At 69.0% G+C, this 15,869-nt stretch carries 16 protein-coding genes and 1 pseudogene; 10 read left to right on the top strand and 7 right to left on the bottom strand.

Annotated elements, in window-relative coordinates:
* Together A5780_RS15835 and A5780_RS15830 are read left to right on the top strand one after the other, a co-directional pair.
* A partial coding sequence (locus tag A5780_RS15835; RefSeq protein ID WP_156769513.1) for an ABC transporter ATP-binding protein occupies positions 1 to 571 on the top strand: 571 nt, incomplete at its 5' end.
* Positions 568 to 1,458 (top strand): annotated as a pseudogene (locus A5780_RS15830) (metal ABC transporter permease); the annotation flags it as partial. The gene A5780_RS15835 and the pseudogene A5780_RS15830, both read left to right, overlap by 4 nt.
* 138 nt (positions 1,459 to 1,596) lie before the next feature.
* Here the strand turns inward: A5780_RS15830 and A5780_RS15825 are convergent.
* A complete protein-coding gene (locus tag A5780_RS15825; protein WP_174554943.1) occupies positions 1,597 to 2,484 on the bottom strand; it encodes an A/G-specific adenine glycosylase in 888 nt (295 codons plus the stop codon).
* A gap of 161 nt (positions 2,485 to 2,645) precedes the next feature.
* On the opposite strand from A5780_RS15825, the gene A5780_RS15820 reads away from it, so the two are divergent.
* Together A5780_RS15820 and A5780_RS15815 are read left to right on the top strand one after the other, a co-directional pair.
* A complete protein-coding gene (locus A5780_RS15820) occupies positions 2,646 to 3,269 on the top strand; it encodes a carbonic anhydrase (RefSeq protein ID WP_064908827.1) in 624 nt (207 codons plus the stop codon).
* Between the two features lie 148 nt (positions 3,270 to 3,417).
* The gene (locus A5780_RS15815) at positions 3,418 to 4,071 is read left to right on the top strand and encodes a hypothetical protein (protein ID WP_063010098.1); all 654 of its coding nucleotides are present in this window, start codon (positions 3,418 to 3,420) and stop codon (positions 4,069 to 4,071) included.
* A 36-nt stretch (positions 4,072 to 4,107) separates the two neighbouring features.
* Here the strand turns inward: A5780_RS15815 and disA are convergent, their stop codons facing one another.
* The 3 genes from disA to A5780_RS15800 form a co-directional block, all read right to left on the bottom strand.
* Positions 4,108 to 5,211, bottom strand: a complete 1,104-nt coding sequence (disA, locus tag A5780_RS15810) for a DNA integrity scanning diadenylate cyclase DisA (RefSeq protein WP_064908810.1) — start codon at positions 5,209 to 5,211, stop codon at positions 4,108 to 4,110.
* Between the two features lie 125 nt (positions 5,212 to 5,336).
* Positions 5,337 to 6,740, bottom strand: a complete 1,404-nt coding sequence (radA, locus tag A5780_RS15805; RefSeq protein ID WP_030517317.1) for a DNA repair protein RadA — start codon at positions 6,738 to 6,740, stop codon at positions 5,337 to 5,339.
* 52 nt (positions 6,741 to 6,792) lie between these two features.
* Positions 6,793 to 7,521 carry a hypothetical protein gene (locus A5780_RS15800; protein WP_063010102.1) on the bottom strand — a complete coding sequence of 243 codons (729 nt, stop codon included), beginning with the start codon at positions 7,519 to 7,521 and terminating at the stop codon, positions 6,793 to 6,795.
* Positions 7,522 to 7,793: 272 nt separating this feature from the next.
* On the opposite strand from A5780_RS15800, the gene carD reads away from it, so the two are divergent.
* The 6 genes from carD (at position 7,794) to A5780_RS15770 (ending at position 12,791) form a co-directional block, all read left to right on the top strand.
* Entirely contained in the window at positions 7,794 to 8,282 is a 489-nt protein-coding gene (gene carD, locus A5780_RS15795) for an RNA polymerase-binding transcription factor CarD (protein WP_019931623.1), read from the top strand.
* A 10-nt stretch (positions 8,283 to 8,292) separates the two neighbouring features.
* A complete protein-coding gene (gene ispD, locus A5780_RS15790; protein WP_082976496.1) occupies positions 8,293 to 9,069 on the top strand; it encodes a 2-C-methyl-D-erythritol 4-phosphate cytidylyltransferase in 777 nt (258 codons plus the stop codon).
* Between the two features lie 14 nt (positions 9,070 to 9,083).
* Entirely contained in the window at positions 9,084 to 9,566 is a 483-nt protein-coding gene (gene ispF / locus A5780_RS15785; RefSeq protein ID WP_063010212.1) for a 2-C-methyl-D-erythritol 2,4-cyclodiphosphate synthase, read from the top strand.
* Positions 9,567 to 9,804: 238 nt separating this feature from the next.
* The gene (gene cysS, locus A5780_RS15780; RefSeq protein WP_063010104.1) at positions 9,805 to 11,190 is read left to right on the top strand and encodes a cysteine--tRNA ligase; all 1,386 of its coding nucleotides are present in this window, start codon (positions 9,805 to 9,807) and stop codon (positions 11,188 to 11,190) included.
* Between the two features lie 61 nt (positions 11,191 to 11,251).
* Complete coding sequence (gene rlmB, locus A5780_RS15775) at positions 11,252 to 12,220, top strand: 23S rRNA (guanosine(2251)-2'-O)-methyltransferase RlmB (RefSeq protein ID WP_063010106.1); 969 nt, start codon at positions 11,252 to 11,254, stop codon at positions 12,218 to 12,220.
* A 274-nt stretch (positions 12,221 to 12,494) separates the two neighbouring features.
* Positions 12,495 to 12,791 (top strand): hypothetical protein, encoded by a 297-nt coding sequence (locus A5780_RS15770; RefSeq protein ID WP_063010108.1) that lies wholly within the window; start codon positions 12,495 to 12,497, stop codon positions 12,789 to 12,791.
* A 75-nt stretch (positions 12,792 to 12,866) separates the two neighbouring features.
* Here the strand turns inward: A5780_RS15770 and A5780_RS15765 are convergent, their stop codons facing one another.
* The 3 genes from A5780_RS15765 to A5780_RS15755 all read right to left on the bottom strand — a co-directional run bounded on the left by A5780_RS15765 (position 12,867) and on the right by A5780_RS15755 (position 15,869).
* A complete protein-coding gene (locus tag A5780_RS15765) occupies positions 12,867 to 13,697 on the bottom strand; it encodes an enoyl-CoA hydratase/isomerase family protein (RefSeq protein WP_063010110.1) in 831 nt (276 codons plus the stop codon).
* Between the two features lie 130 nt (positions 13,698 to 13,827).
* Entirely contained in the window at positions 13,828 to 15,000 is a 1,173-nt protein-coding gene (locus A5780_RS15760; RefSeq protein WP_064908808.1) for an acyl-CoA dehydrogenase family protein, read from the bottom strand.
* A gap of 125 nt (positions 15,001 to 15,125) precedes the next feature.
* On the bottom strand, positions 15,126 to 15,869 hold the full coding sequence (locus A5780_RS15755) for an alpha/beta fold hydrolase (RefSeq protein WP_064903630.1): 744 nt from the start codon (positions 15,867 to 15,869) through the stop codon (positions 15,126 to 15,128).

Genomic DNA, 15,869 nt, shown 5'->3' with positions numbered 1-15,869 from the left:
TCGTGACGCACGAGATCAATCCGATTCTGCCGCTGGTGGATCGGGTGCTGTATCTGGTGGAGGGCAGGTTCCGGATCTGGGCGGGCGCGGCCGGGGCGAGCGCCGGCGCCGGGTCGCCGACGCCATCGCCCAGGTCGGAGCCGAGCATTTCGCGAACGCACCGCTGGAATCGCTGTCCGGCGGTGAGCAGCAACGCTTGCGGGTGGCGCAGGCACTGGCCGGTGATCCGCGCGTGCTGCTGTGCGACGAACCGCTGCTGAGCCTGGATCTGGCCAATCAGCGGCTGGTGTCCGAACTCATCGATCGCCGCCGCCGCACCCACGACACCGCGGTGCTGTTCGTGACGCACGAGATCAATCCGATTCTGCCGCTGGTGGATCGGGTGCTGTATCTGGTGGAGGGCAGGTTCCGGATCGGCACGCCCGACGAGGTGATGACCTCGGATGTGCTCTCGGAGCTCTACGGCACCGAGGTCGACGTGCTGCGCGTCCGCGGCCGGCTGGTGGTCGTCGGCACCGGCGACGAAATCGATGCACTGGGCACCCACCACACCGAGGGAGCCGGCGAATGAACGAGAAACTTTCCGACGTCCTCGCCAAGATGCTGGATCTGCACACCACCGCCGACCTGCTGTCCTACGACTTCGTGCAGCAGGCGGTGCTCGCGGCCGCCCTGCTGGGACTGCTCGCCGGGGTGATCGGGCCGCTCATCGTGAACCGGCAGATGTCGTTCGCCGTGCACGGCACCAGCGAGCTCTCGCTGACCGGTGCCGCGGCCGCGCTGCTGGTGGGTATCGGCGTGGGCGCGGGGGCGATCGCGGGATCGGTGATCGCGGCGGTCATGTTCGGTCTGCTGGGTTCCAAGGCGCGCGAACGTGATTCGGTGATCGCGGTGGTGATGTCGTTCGGGCTCGGCCTGTCGGTGCTGTTCCTCTGGCTGGGGCCGAGTCGCGCCGGATCGAAATTCTCCCTGCTCACCGGGCAGGTGGTCAGCGTCGGCGGCACCGGTCTCACCTCGCTCGCGCTGTGCACCGTCGGCGTGCTGGCGGTGCTCGCGTTCATCTACCGCCCGTTGCTTTTCGCCAGCACCGACCCGGAAGTCGCGGTGGCGCGCGGGGTTCCGGTGCGCGCGCTCTCGGTGGTGTTCGCGGTGCTGCTCGGCGTGACCGCTGCCTTCGGGGTGCAGATCGTCGGCGCCCTGCTGGTGCTGTCGCTGCTGATCACCCCCGCAGCGGCCGCCGCCCAGCTCACCGCGAGCCCGCTGCGGGCGACGCTGTTGTCGGTGCTGTTCGCCGAAATCGCCGCCGTGGGCGGGATTCTGCTGTCCCTGGCGCCCGGCGTCCCGGTCTCGACCTTCATCACGACCATCTCGTTCGTGATCTACCTGGCCTGCCGGTTCATCGGCCGCCCGCTCGTGAACGCGCGCCGCCGCACGGCCCTGCGTACCCCGGCGCCTGCCGCGACAGCGGCGCCGGATCCGGCTCCGCATATCGACGCCTCGAACGACCCGGATTCGCGACGGAACCGAGCGGAGGAACAGCTGCCGGTCCGCGGATGAGACCCGCGGTCGTCGATCGCCCGCCTCGGGTCGATTCGGTCAGCCGGACCGACCGGCCGGTCCGGACAGCATGACGGCGCCGCTCTCGCCGGCCAGCGCGAACAACCCCTCGGCGGTCTGCTCGATCAAACCGTCGACGAGCAGCGAATCCAGTGCCCGGTCGCGCTGGCCCGGATCGCGGGTCCAGGCCAGGTCGAGAGCCACCCGTTCGACCGGTCCGGTGGCCGCGCGCAGCACGTCCAGGAGTCGCCCGCGAGCCTGCCGATCGGTGCCGTCGTATTTCTGGGTACGGCGCACCACATCGGATGCCGGACGACCGGATGTGACCCACGTGCAGCGCGGCAGCGGGCAGCGCTCGCAGTCGGGAGTGCGAGCGGTGCAGACGGTGGCTCCCAATTCCATCAGCGCCGCGGAGAAGACCGCCGCCCGGTCGATCCGGACCGGGAGGAGGGCCTCGGTTTCGGCCAGATCGCGAGCGCGCGGATTGCCGGCCTCGGCGCGGCCGTGCACCGCACGGGCAACCACTCGGCGAACATTGGTGTCCACCACCGGAACTCGCTGCCCGTAGGCGAAACAGGCCACCGCCCGCGCGGTGTAGGCGCCGATGCCGGGCAGGGTGAGCAGCACCTCGACATCGTCGGGCACCACGTCGCCGTATTCGGCGGCGAGCACCCGGGCGCATTCGTGCAACCGCAGGGCACGGCGCGGATATCCGAGTTTGCCCCACGCGCGCAGCACCTCACCGGGCGAGGCGGCGGCCATCGCCGAGGGCACCGGCCAGCGCCGCACCCATTCCCGCCAGATCGGCTCCACCCGGACCACGGGCGTCTGCTGCAGCATGATCTCGCTCATCAGGATCTGCCAGGCGCTCACGCCGGGCCGCCGCCAGGGCAGGTCCCGGGCGGACTGCTCGTACCAGTCGATCAGAACGTCGCTGTCGACGCCCGCGACCGGGTCGCGCGTGGTCTCGCTCGCCGCCTTCGAGCTCACGACATCACCGCCGTGCCCGCCCGCCGGTGATCCGAAATTTGCCCACGTGTAGCCAATCGGACTCGCCGGTAGCCCGCAAGCTGTGGAAAATGGGACGCATGCCTCATACCAACCCGATCAGTGCCTGGAAGTCTCTCCGCGAGGGTAACGACAGGTTCGTCAACGGCACACTGCAGCACCCCAGCCAGGGCGCCGCCGACCGCGCCAAACTCGTCGGTGGCCAGCAGCCCCGGGCCATCCTGTTCGGGTGCGGCGACTCCCGCGGCGCCGCGGAGATCATCTTCGACCAGGGCCTCGGCGATATGTTCGTGGTCCGCACCGCCGGCCACGTCGTCGACGAGTCGGTGCTGGGCTCGATCGAATACGGCGTCGCCATCCTCAACGTGCCGCTGATCGTGGTCCTCGGACACGACAGTTGCGGCGCGGTCCGCGCGACCATCGACGCCCTCGACGACGGCAACGTGCCCGGCGGATTCATCCGCAGCGTGGTCGAGCGCGTATCGCCGTCCATCCTCACCGGCCGCCGCGACGGACTCACCGAAGTCGACGAACTCGAGGCCCGCCACGTGCAGGAGACCGCACGCCTGCTCACCGATCGCTCGAAGATCGTCTCCGATCGGGTCGACAGCGGACAGTGCGCGATCGCCTGTGTGAACTACAAGCTTGCCGACGGCCGCGCGCAGTTGCACAAGGTGATCGGCGATATCGGCGAAACAGTCTGAACCACAACGGTTCTCACACGGTGATCGCCGGGTGCCCGCACCGCCGCGGAAGGCGGCGCGAAAATGTACCCGGCGTCACCGCCATTTCGGCGCCGACACGCCGCGTACCTGAGCGGAACGGCACGATCGTGCCCTTACCGTTGTTGCCGTGCTGGAACCGAATGGACCGCTGCCGCCGGAGATCTACTGGCGTCGCCGCCTGCTCGCCATCGGCGCGCTGATCGTCGCGCTCGCTCTGGTCATCTGGCTGGCGCTGATGTTGCTGCGCGGCGGCGGGGACGACAAGGACCCCAAGGCCGCGGGGGCGACCTCCACCTCCGCGAAGGCGGGCGGATCCACCACCGCCGATCCCAGCGGTTCGAAGGCGCCGGCTTCGGGCACCGTCAACGCCACCGCCAGCGGCATCCCCGCCCCGTGCCCGGATCAGTCGCTGGCGGTGAAGGTGACCGTCGGCCAGCCGACCTACAAGGCCGGTGATCAGCCGGTGTTCACCATCGTGCTCACCAACATCTCCACCGCGGGCTGTACTCGGGATATGGGTTCGGGCCTGCAGCAGGTGTGGGTGCAGTCGCTGGACGGCCAGCGCAAGCTGTGGTCGAACACCGATTGCGATCAGGGCGGTCCGGCCGATCTCCGCACGCTCAACGGCGGCCAGCAGGCGGCGTTCACTCTCACCTGGTCGGGCACCACGTCGCAGCCGGGTTGTGCGGGCGATCGCGTTCCGGTGCCGGCCGGCGGATACGCGGTGGTGGCGCAGTTCGGTTCGGTGCGCAGCGCGCCGGAGACCTTCAACATCGCCTGACTCACCGGCTCGAAACCGGTAGCGCCCGAAGCCGGTTCAGACCGTGCCGGATTCCGCCGATCGCACCGCGCCGGATTCCGACAGCCGGGACAGGCCCTCGCGGATCTGCCGGGCCAGATGCGCATCGATACCGTCGACGCCCTCGATTTCCGAGGCGCTCGCCGAAACCAGGCCCGACAGCGAGCCGAATGCGGCGATCACGGGTTCGGCGCGGCGCAGCGGCACCCGCGGAATCTCGGCCAGCACCCGATATCCGCGCGGGCCCACGGCGGTGTCGAGGGCCTCGTATGTCGCCGGAAAGCCCAGTGGCGGAGCGAGGTTGGTGAGTTCGAGCAGATCCACCTCGAGCAGCCCGTCGAGCGCTGCCAGCGTGCGGTCGACCATCACGTCGTCGACCGGTTCGGTGCGGATGTAGTCGCGGACCAGCAGGCGGCGCAGGGCCTCGGTGTTGCCGACGAGTTCGGCCAGTTGCAGCGCCAGCTGCCGGCCGTCCACGCCGAGTTCGGCCACGTCGGAACTGATTTCGCGCGCGACGCGGCGGACCAGCTCCAGGCAGTGCACCACCGCCAGCACATCGCGCACCGTGGCGCAGTCGTTCAACTCCACCAGCGACAGCTGCCGGGTGGTCTCGTCCAGGCGCGAACGGTAACGCTCCAGCGTCGCCATCGCCTGATTGGCGCGCGACAGGATGGTCTCCGAGGTCTGGATCGGATGCCGGTGCCCGTTGAGATAGACCGTGACGATGCCCGTCGAGCGGCTCACCGACACCACCGGATAGCCGGTCTGCGCGGCGGTGCGCTCGGCTGCCTTGTGCCTCGTGCCGGATTCGGTGGTCGGCAGGCCGGGGTCGGGAACCAGATGGACATTGGCGCGGCGGATACGTGCGCCGTCGGTCGAAAGCACCACGGCGCCATCCATTTTCGACAGCTCACGCAGCCGGGTCGGCGAGAATTCGACGTCGAGTTCGAATCCGCCGTCGCAGATTCGCTCCAGTTCCTCGTCGTAGCCGAGCACGATCAGCCCGCCGGTGCGGGCACGCAGGATCCGGTCGATACCGTCGCGCAGTTCGGTGCCCGGCACCAGCCGGGCGATGGTGGTACTCAGGCCGGGGTCACCATCGGCCTCGACCGCCTCGGCCACGGGCGACCCATCCGCCGGAGCCACCCCATCTGCCGCAGCCACTGTGGCCGGCACGTCCGCTGGAGTCACGAACCTGCGGCGCGGCGCGGGACGGCCGAGCAGGTGTGTCACCCAACGGCCCGGGATCATTCCACAGCCTCCACACGCTCGCGTCGTCGCTTCGACAAACCACTCGAGGCGAGAGCCGCACGAACACTCGCGACCTCGTGCACCTTCATTCCGATGCCGGACAGGTCGGTTCCGGGCGGTACCAACGCCTCCGTGAAACCTAGCCGCTCGGCCTCGCGCAACCTGCGCCCGACCCCCGTGACACGCCGGACCTCACCGGCGAGGCCGACCTCGCCCAGCACCACCATGCCCGCGCGCAGCGGGATATCGCGTTCGGCGCCGGTGATCGCGACCGCGACGGCCAGATCGGCGGCGGGCTCGGTCAACCGCATTCCGCCGACCGTGGCGGCGTAGACGTCGTGCTTGCCCAGATACACGCCGCAACGGCTCTGCAGCACCGCGAGCACCATCGAGACGCGGTTGTAGTCCAGACCGCTCACCGCGCGTCGCGGAGCGGGTACCTGGGTGGATACGGTCAACCCCTGCACCTCGCCGAGCAGCGGCCGCTTACCGTCCATCGCGACCGTGATCGCGGTGCCGGGAACCTGATCCGCACGGTGATGCAGGAACAGCCCGGACGGATCGCTCACCCCGGCGATGCCGTCGTCGTGCAGTTCGAAACAGCCGACCTCGTCGGCGCTGCCGAAGCGGTTCTTGATGCCGCGCACCATGCGCAGGGTGGAGTGTTTGTCGCCCTCGAACTGCAACACCACATCCACCAGGTGTTCGAGGGTGCGCGGCCCGGCGACATTGCCGTCCTTGGTGACGTGGCCGACCAGCAGCACCGCGATACCGCTCGCCTTGGCCAGGGAGGTCAGGGCCGCGGTCACCGCGCGCACCTGGGTCACACCGCCGATCACCCCGTCCGCGTCGGCGGCCAGCATGGTCTGCACCGAATCGACCACCAGCAGCGTCGGCCGGACCTGATCGACATGGCCGAGAATCGTGGCGAGATCGGATTCGGCTGCGAGATAAACCCTTTCGTGCACCGCCCCGGTCCGGTCGGCGCGCAGCCGGACCTGCCCGGCGGACTCCTCGGCGGTGACGTAGAGCGCACGCTCCTCGCGCTCCCGCGCCCAGCGGTGGGCGACCTCGAGCAGCAGCGTCGACTTGCCCACGCCCGGCTCACCCGAGAGCAGCACCACCGATCCGGGCACCACCCCGCCGCCGAGGACGCGATCCAATTCCGCGACACCGGTGGGCCGGGCGCGGGTGACCTTCGAGTCGATGGTCGAGATGGGCGCCGCGGCCGTCGAGGGCAGCAGTGCCCGGCGCCCGGCGGCATGCGCTCCCGCCCCGGCGCCGGCCGACACCACCTCGTCGACGGTTCCCCATTCGTTGCACCCCGGGCAGCGCCCCACCCATTTGGCAACCTCGTTCCCGCATGCCGAGCAGCGGTACAGCGATTTCACCTTGGCCACGTGCGCAGCCTAGATAGGGGGGCCGACATGGGCCGGTGTGCAGGAGGGAGCCTCAGTGGCCGCCGTGCTCGGCGACCGTCGCGCCCTCGTGCCGCGGGGTGTTCGGGCCGGCGTCGACGGGCACCTGCACCTGCACGGTGCCGGCGTTCTTGAAGTTGAAGGTGACGCCGTAGGTCAGGCCCGGCACGATGTCCTTGGTCAGTCCGGTGATCTCGACCAGGATCGGATGCGCGTTCGGGTCGGCCGGCTGATCGGGCGAACCGGCGCCCTCCTGGCGCGGCGACGCGCTGTGCTCCGGCGTGGGCGTGGCGGGCGAGCTGGTGGGCTGCGCGGCGCCGGTGGTCGGCGAGGCGTTCTCGGCGCCCGCCTGGGCGGCCTTGGCGGCCTCCGGGCTCGCGGCGACGACCGTCTGGCCGGGGATCAGTTCCGGCGTGGCCGGGGTGATCTTCACCTGGCCGAGGTCGGTGGTGATGCTGACCAGCTGGTCGGTCTTGGACGAGCCCTCGTTGATCGCGCTGAACGCGACGACGGACTTGCCACCCTTGGCGTTGGTGTACTCCTCCGACTGCGGCAGCAGGATGCGCACGTCACGCAGCGCCACGTTGCCGACGGTGGCCGCGCTGCCGTTGACGGCGGGCACCTGACCCGCGGTCTGCGAGATCTGGCCGGCACCGCATCCGGACAACGCCAGCGCCGCACCGGTGGCCAGCGCGGCAACAGCGATTGCGCGCCGCGACACCTTGGTCACATTCGACGCTGTGGTGGCTTTCAGGGCAGTCACGGGTTGTCCTCCATGTCGACCGGCTCACTCCACGATGGAGAGTAGTAGTAGGCAGCGTAGTAGTTCGCAGGGTGGTCGGTGTGGACCGGTCCGGTGTAATGTTCCGCGGCGACCCGCGAGCCGCGTATCCCGTTCTGCCGCAACGGGATGCACACGCATCGCGATCTGTCAAGCCCCAAGGTCGGCCTGTTGTGGCCCCTGACCTGCGCCGTTGATCGCGGCGTTATCGAGTCGCATGTTAAACTGTGAACATCGAAAGGGGCACGGGACACATGATTTTTAAGGTCGGAGACACCGTCGTTTACCCCCACCACGGAGCGGCGCTGATCGAAGCAATCGAGACTCGCACCATCAAGGGTGTTCAGAAAGAGTATCTGGTCCTGAAGGTCGCTCAAGGCGATCTCACCGTTCGGGTTCCCGCAGAGAACGCGGAGTACGTCGGCGTCCGCGACGTCGTCGGCCAGGAAGGTCTCGACCGAGTCTTCCAGGTGCTACGCGCTCCGCACACGGAGGAGCCGACGAACTGGTCTCGGCGGTACAAGGCCAACCTCGAGAAGCTCGCCTCCGGCGATGTGAACAAGGTGGCCGAGGTCGTCCGCGACCTGTGGCGTCGGGAGCAGGACCGCGGCCTGTCCGCCGGCGAGAAGCGGATGCTGGCCAAGGCCCGGCAGATCCTGGTCGGTGAGCTCGCGCTCGCCGAGGGCACCGACGACGTCAAGGCCGAGACCCTGCTCGACGAGGTTCTCGCCGCGGCCTCCTGACCGCATCGCCTTGACGCTCAACTCCCGCCGCGTTGTGGCATTGGTACCTGCCGCCGGTCGGGGCGTTCGCCTGGGTGAATCGACACCCAAGGCATTCGTCCCGGTCGGCGGCAGTCCCATGCTCGTACACGCAGTAGACGGTCTGATCGCGTCCGGGGTCGTCGACCGCATCGTGATCATGGCGCCCATCGAGATGATCGATGCGGCCCGGGAACTGCTCGCCGCCCGTGCCCACGCGGCCAGCTCGATACCGGTCGATGTGGTGGCCGGCGGCGTAGAACGCACCGACTCGGTGCGCGCCGGCTTGGCCGCCGCCCCGGAAGCCACCCATATCCTCGTGCACGACGCGGCCCGCGCCCTGACGCCGCCGTCGCTGATCGAGCGCGTCGTGGACGCGCTGGACGCCGGTCATCGCGCGGTCGTCCCCGGCATCCCGGTGGCCGACACCATCAAGGCAGTCGACGCGACCGGTGATGTCACCGGGACACCGGACCGCTCCGGACTGCGGGCGATCCAGACTCCCCAGGGCTTCGACGCCGCGCTGCTGCGCGAGGCCTATGCGGTCGACCTGCCCGCCACCGACGATGCCGGACTCGTGGAGGCGATGGGCGCGACCGTCTCGGTGGTTCCGGGCGATCCCCTGGCATTCAAGATCACCGGCCCACTGGATCTGCGACTAGCGAACGCGCTGGTAGCGGACGACTCCACCGCCGCGGTCGGGGCTGCCGGCGCGGCGAACGCCGAGACCGCGGTCACCACGACGACCGAGGCGGCGGTGACCGGATGACCGATCTCACCGCGCTGCGCACCGGCATCGGCAGCGATGTGCATCCCATCGAACCCGGTCGGCCCTGCTGGATGGCCGGGCTGCTGTTCGAGGGCGACGACGGCTGCTCCGGACATTCCGACGGCGATGTGGCCGCCCACGCCCTGTGCGATGCGCTGCTGTCGGCCGCCTGCCTGGGCGATGTCGGCGCGGTCTTCGGCACCGGACGTCCCGAGTGGGAGGGCGTCTCCGGCGCCGCGATGCTGACCGAGGTACGGCGCCTGCTCGCCGAATCCGGATATCGGATCGTCAACGCGGCGGTGCAGATCATCGGTAATCGCCCCAAAATCGGGCCGCGACGCGCCGAAGCGCAAAAAATACTCGGCGAATTACTCGACGCCCCGGTTTCGGTATCCGGTACGACGTCCGACGGTCTGGGGCTCACCGGCCGTGGGGAGGGAATCGCCGCGGTCGCGACCGCATTACTCGTGCACGACGGGCGATGTAGTACCGCGTAACCGCAGTCGGCGATTCGGTGCTGATTTATCGTTCGCGCCGATCTACCGCGGCGAACTCGGCACCGGCCGCCGTTTTCGCATCCGCGCCGGGCGGCCGCACCGTCGGCCTCACACTCGCTCCGGAAACATGCCCCGTCGAATCCGTTCCGGACCCGCGGTGTCATCGCATTCGATGGACCGTGGACCATAGGAGGGGCCCACCCATACCGTTGTTCAACAAGCCTTAGGATGGCTGGTCGTGACTCTGCGCCTGTTCGACACCGCGACGCGGACCCTGCGGGATTTCACCCCGCTGGTCCCTGGACGTGCGTCGGTGTACCTGTGTGGCGCCACCGTGCAGGGCGAACCCCATATCGGGCACGTCCGCAGCGGCGTCGCCTTCGACGTGCTGCGCCGCTGGCTCACCGCGAACGGCTACGACGTGGCCTTCGTGCGAAATGTCACCGATATCGACGACAAGATCCTCGCCAAGGCCGCCGCGGCGGGCCGCCCGTGGTGGGAATGGGCAGCGACGCACGAACGCGCCTTCGACCGCGCCTACGAAGCGCTCGGGGTGCTGCCGCCCTCGGTGGAACCGCGGGCCACCGGGCACATCACCCAGATGGTCGAGATGATGCAGCGGCTCATCGACCGCGGGCACGCCTACGCGTCGAGCGGCAATGTGTATTTCGATGTGCGCAGTTATCCGGAATACGGTGCGCTGTCCGGGCACAAACTCGAAGATGTGCAACAGGGCGAGAGCGCCGGCGAGGGTAAGCGCGATCCGCGCGATTTCACGCTGTGGAAGGCCGCGAAACCGGGCGAGCCGACCTGGCCCTCGCCATGGGGACCCGGGCGTCCGGGCTGGCATCTGGAATGCTCGGCGATGGCCGAGTTCTACCTCGGGCCCGAATTCGATATCCACTGCGGTGGTATGGATCTGGTTTTCCCGCACCACGAGAACGAAATCGCCCAATCCCGCGGCGCCGGAGACGGATTCGCGCAGTACTGGCTGCACAACGGGTGGGTGACGCTCGGCGGCGAGAAGATGTCGAAATCGCTCGGCAACACGCTCTCGGTGCCGAATATTCTCGCCCAGGTGCGGGCCGTGGAATTGCGGTTCTATTTGGGCAGTGCGCATTACGCGTCGATGCTCGAGTATTCCGAACAGGCGCTGGCGGATGCCGCGCAGACCTATCAGCGACTCGAGGCATTCGTGCAGCGCACCGTCGAGCGGGTGGGTGAGGTCGCGGTCGGGAAATGGACCGACGCCTTCGCCGAGGCGCTGGACGACAATCTCGCGATCCCGAAGGCCCTGGCCGAGATTCATCGCGTGGTGCACGAGGGCAATCGGGCGTTGGAAGCGGGCGCGGGCGAATCGGCGCGCGAGGCCGCCGGACAGGTGCGGGCGATGCTCGGAATTCTGGGCGTCGATCCGCTGGATGCGCACTGGGCCGGCCCGAAGGACACCTCGGCGGCCGAATCCGCGCTCGACGTCCTGGTGCGGGCCGAACTCGAACGCCGCCAGCAGGCCCGCCGCGAAAAGGACTGGGCCACCGCCGACGCCGTGCGCGACCGGTTGGGCGCGGCCGGAATCGACGTCGTCGACACTCCCGGCGGCTCGGATTGGTCGCTGGCCAAATGATTCTCCCAGCGAAGCCTGCTGATCGGGTGCGGGTGTCGCGACCGACACGAAAGGCATACTGATGGCAGGAAATTCGCAGCGACGAGGTGCGATCCGTAAGGGCGGCACCAAGAAGGGCGCCGTCGTCGGCAGCGGTGGTAAGCGCCGTCGCGGACTCGAGGGCCGCGGCGCCACCCCGCCCGCCACCATGCGCAAGAACCACCCCGCCGCGAAACGCGCTGCGGCGGCGGCGAAAGCGGCCAAGGCGACGCAGGGGCAGAACCGCGCCCGGCCCGGTACCCGCAAGGGTGACGACGGGCCGGAGTTGGTGCTCGGCCGCAATCCGGTGGTGGAGTGTCTGCGCGCGGAGGTTCCGGCCACCGCGCTGTACGTCGCGCTGGGCACCGAGAACGACGACCGCCTCACCGAGTCCGTGCAGCGCGCCGCCGATGCCGGAATCTCCATCCTGGAGGTGTCGCGCATCGACCTGGATCGGATGAGCACCAACGGTTTACATCAGGGCATGGCCCTGCAGGTGCCGCCGTACCGCTACGCCCATCCGGAGGATCTGCTGGACAGCGCCCGCGCTTCGGGGACCGCCCCGCTGCTGGTGGCGCTGGACAACATCTCCGATCCCCGCAACCTGGGCGCGGTGATCCGTTCGGTCGCCGCGTTCGGCGGGCACGGCGTGGTGATTCCGCAGCGCCGCAGCGCCAGCGTCACCGCGGTTGCCTGGCGCACCAGCGCCGGCGCCGCGGCCCGGCTGCCCGTGGCGCGTGCGACCAATCTGACTCGCACACTGAAGGATTGGGCCAAGGCAGGTCTGCAGGTGGTCGGCCTCGATGCCGGCGGCGACACCGTCCTCGACGACTTCGACGGCACCACACCGACCGTCGTGGTCGTCGGCTCGGAGGGCAAGGGCCTGTCGCGCCTGGTCCGCGAAACCTGCGACACCATCATCAGCATCCCGATGGCCGGGCCGGTGGAATCGCTCAACGCCTCGGTGGCAGCGGGAGTCGTGCTGGCCGACATCGCCCGCCAACGCCGCTGAGCGGGGGCAGCCGGGCTATCGGCCAGTGAGTTCTGCACCGTCGCAGCCGTTTGCGAGGCAGCAGGCGCTTACCCCACGCGGGTGAACGTCTACGAGGCGTGCACCATGGTGGTCTCGGCCCGCCTCGATTTTGGAGCGACGGAGCGAGGGAGCGCAGCGACTGAGCGGAGGAGTGAAAAATCGAGGCCCAAGGGGCCGAGACCCCCGCCGAAGCGAAGCGTAGGCCGAAGATACAGCTTTTAGGGTGGGCACGCCTTAAACTCGCACGGTGGCCATGAATCAACCCGACTACTGGGGATCGCTGCCTGAGCCGCCGACCGGTAACCCGGTCGAACACCCCCATGCGACGACGGTGCTGATCCTGGGTGTGCTGAGCCTATTGTGTTGTGGCGCATTGGGTCCGGTGGCATGGGTGATGGGCAAGCGGGCGCTCGACCAGATCGAGATGTCCGGCGGCACCATCGGCGGCCGATCGCAGGTGGTGGTCGGCTATGTGGTCGGCATCGTCGGCACCGTACTGATGGTGTTGTACGCGTGCGTCTTTCTGTTGATGCTCATCGGCGGGCGCTGACCGGGCGGCTCCGGGGGAACTCGCCGGCGGTGGCTCCGTAACCGGTCCGAGGTCGAAGCGCCCGGCTTCGCAGGACTAGGCCGGTTCCTCGGCGGTGCCGTCGAGACCGCGACGCTCGCCCGGCGACGACAACTCGCCCGCGGGCCATTCGGCGCTGATACTGCCCTTCCACTGTGGCTGGCGGCGGTCGCGAAACGCCGCCATGCCCTCGGCGGCGTCCACGCTCTTGCCGACGAAGCCGTGCAGCTCGGATTCCAGCCGGCCGACCGCCTCGGGGCTCATCCCCAGGCCCTCCCAGAGCAACCGTTTGGTCAGAGCGGTCGGTAGCGGCGCGGAACCGGCCGCCAGGTCGTGCGCCACGGCCAAGGCGGTCGGCAGTACCTCGCCCGCCGGCAGACTGCTGTTGGCCACGCCCATCTGGCGCGCTTCCTCACCGTCGAAGGTGCGGCCGGTGAGCATGATGTCGGCGGCGTTGGCCATTCCCGCCAGCCGCGGCAGTGTCCAGTGCGCGTAGCCGTCGGCCATCGCGCCGCGACGCACCTGATTCAGCCCGTATACGGCATCGGTGGCCATGTATCGCAGATCGCACTGCAGGGCCAGCGACAGCCCGATCCCCACGGCATGCCCGTTCACGGCCGCGATCACCGGCTTGCGGATCTGCCACGGCGGCGGATCGATCGTGCCGCGCACGTCACCGACGCGGGCGGACAGATCGGCGCCCGCGCAGAACGCGGGCGGCGTCCCGGTGATCACCACCGCCCGAATCGCGTCCTCGGTATCGCAGCGCCGCAGCGCGGTCCCGAGCTCCACCGCCATCGTGGGCGTCATGGCGTTCTGCTGCGCGGGACGGTTGAGCGTGAGTACGGCGACACCGGCGGACACATCGACCTGCAGTTCCGAACTCATGCGACGATCCTAGGTTTGGGTGATCTTTCCCGACCACCTTACTGGCTGTGTTATCTGCCTCCGCTTCGCTGCGGCGGGGTGAACGGCTCATAGACGTACGCCTTGACAGATGGCAGCAGGCGCAGGACCGCTATCCCCGCAACACTTGGCGGCCGATCGCGTACTTGTGGACCTCGGTGGGGCCGTCGTAGAGGCGGAAGGCGCGCATATCGCGGAAGATCATCTCGACCACGGTTTCGTCGCTGATGCCGATGCCGCCGAGGACCTGGACGCAGCGGTCGGCGACCTTGAACAGTTCCTCGGACACATACGATTTGGCCATCGAACTCTCGTGGCGAGCCTTGTGGCCCTGGTCCATCAACCAGCAGGCGTGCCAGATGGTCAGGCGGCACTGGTGCAGGGCGATCTCGTTGTCGGCGAGCATGAAGGACACGCCCTCGTGCTCGCCGATCGGCTTGCCGAAGGCCGTGCGGGTCTTGGCGTGTTCGACGGCGATGCTCTGGGCGCGTTCGGCGGCGCCGAGCCAGCGCATGCAGTGGGTGAGGCGGGCGGGGGCCAGTCGCAGCTGGGCGTAGCGCAGCGCCTGGCCGCTCTCTCCCAGCAGCGACTCCTTGGGCAGGATCAGATTCTCGAAGCGCACGACGCCGTGGCCGCCGACGTAGTTGCGGTCCATCGTGTTCATGGTTCGCTCGATGACGATTCCGGGCGCGTCCCCCTCGGTGAGGAACAGGGTCGGGCCCGCGGGGAGGTGGTCGTTGTCCTCGAGTTTGGCCATGATGATCCACGTCATGGCCCCGTCGGCCCCGGTGATCAGCCATTTGCGGCCGTTGACGGTGAAGTTCTCGCCGTCGAAGGTGGCGGTGGTGGCGAGCTGGCCGGGATCGGATCCGGCGCCGCCCGGCTCGGTCATCGCGAAGACCGAGCGCTGACGGCCGTCGATCACCGGCATCAGGAAGCGGTCGACCTGCTCGGTGTCGGCGACCTTGGACAGTAGGAACATGTTGCCCTCGTCGGGCGCGGCGCAGTTCATCGCGACCGGTCCCAGCGTGGACCACCCGGCGGCCTCGTACAGCACGGCCTGTTCGACGTGGGTGAGCCCGCGGCCGCCGAGTGCCTCGGGCGCCTGGATGGTGAGCAGCTTCTCGGCCCGCGCCAATTCGACCAATTCCTGGCGCAGATCGTCGTTGGGCCCGTGCGCGGTCAGGCGGGGGTCGCGCTCGAACGGAACGATCTTGTCGATGACGAACCGGCGGATGCGGTCACGTTCGGCGGCGAGGTCGGCGGGTATCGAGAAGTTAATCATGATTCACCTTATGGTCGGGGCCTGAGTGGAGCATACGTCGCCTCCCCACCGAGACTGAAGGCGATTGCCCGCAACTGCCGGACCTCGGGTCTCCCTTCGCCCGGACCCACGCGCAGGCGATCCGATCAACCCACGTTTTCGTGCAGAAACCGTTCGACTTCGGCGCGATAGACAGCGGGCTGGTCGTCGTGGACGAGATGTCCGGCGGCACCGACGACCACATGGCGCACACCCGCCCGAGCGGCCGCCATCTCCCGCATCTGACCTGGCGGTGTGATCGTGTATTCGCCCTCGATCAGCAGGGTCGGCACGCGCACCGCGGCCCATTCGGCCCAGAAATCGCGGGTGCCCCACTCCTCGGAGATGTCGCGGAAGGTCGCGACCGAACCGTGCAACCGGTAGCCGTCCCGGCCGCGCGTGAACGAGTTGAGGAAGTAGCGCCCGGCGACCGGGCCGAAAAAGTCCAGTACCGCGTCGGCGTCGGGGAACGGTTGCGGCCAGGCCTCGATCATCTCCGCCCAGTGCCGCGCGGTGCGCCCGCGGAAATCGGGCGCCATATCCTCGACCACCAGCGCCCGGACCCGCTCCGGGTGCGCGGCCGCGAACATCCACCCGTGCAGTCCGCCCATCGAATGGCCGATCACCACCATCGGTTCCGATATCGCGGCGGTCGCGGCGGCCAGATCGGCGACGAATGCCTCGGTGGTGAGCTCCGGCGGGGCCGGTCGGCCGTGCCCAGCGGCGTCGAAGGAGTGGACATGGCCGAATTCGCGCAGCCACGGCACCTGACCCGCCCAGGTCCGCGCGCTGCCCATCAATCCGTGCAGCAGCAGAATCGGCACCCCGGTGCCACCCTCGTCGTACAACAT

The sequence above is a fragment of the Nocardia sp. 852002-20019_SCH5090214 genome, from assembly GCF_001665865.1.
Taxonomy (GTDB): Bacteria; Actinomycetota; Actinomycetes; order Mycobacteriales; family Mycobacteriaceae; genus Nocardia; species Nocardia nova.
This window is presented reverse-complemented; position numbering and strand designations above follow the sequence as displayed.

Bases quoted from the DNA above. Each gene is read 5' to 3' on its own strand.
- A5780_RS15820 (WP_064908827.1), top strand. From the start codon at position 2,646: ATGCCTCATACCAACCCGATCAGTGCCTGGAAGTCTCTCCGCGAGGGT.
- carD (WP_019931623.1), top strand. From the start codon at position 7,794: ATGATTTTTAAGGTCGGAGACACCGTCGTTTACCCCCACCACGGAGCG.
- rlmB (WP_063010106.1), top strand. From the start codon at position 11,252: ATGGCAGGAAATTCGCAGCGACGAGGTGCGATCCGTAAGGGCGGCACC.
- A5780_RS15770 (WP_063010108.1), top strand. From the start codon at position 12,495: ATGAATCAACCCGACTACTGGGGATCGCTGCCTGAGCCGCCGACCGGT.
- A5780_RS15765 (WP_063010110.1), bottom strand. From the start codon at position 13,697: ATGAGTTCGGAACTGCAGGTCGATGTGTCCGCCGGTGTCGCCGTACTC.
- A5780_RS15760 (WP_064908808.1), bottom strand. From the start codon at position 15,000: ATGATTAACTTCTCGATACCCGCCGACCTCGCCGCCGAACGTGACCGC.
- A5780_RS15755 (WP_064903630.1), bottom strand. From the start codon at position 15,869: ATGTTGTACGACGAGGGTGGCACCGGGGTGCCGATTCTGCTGCTGCAC.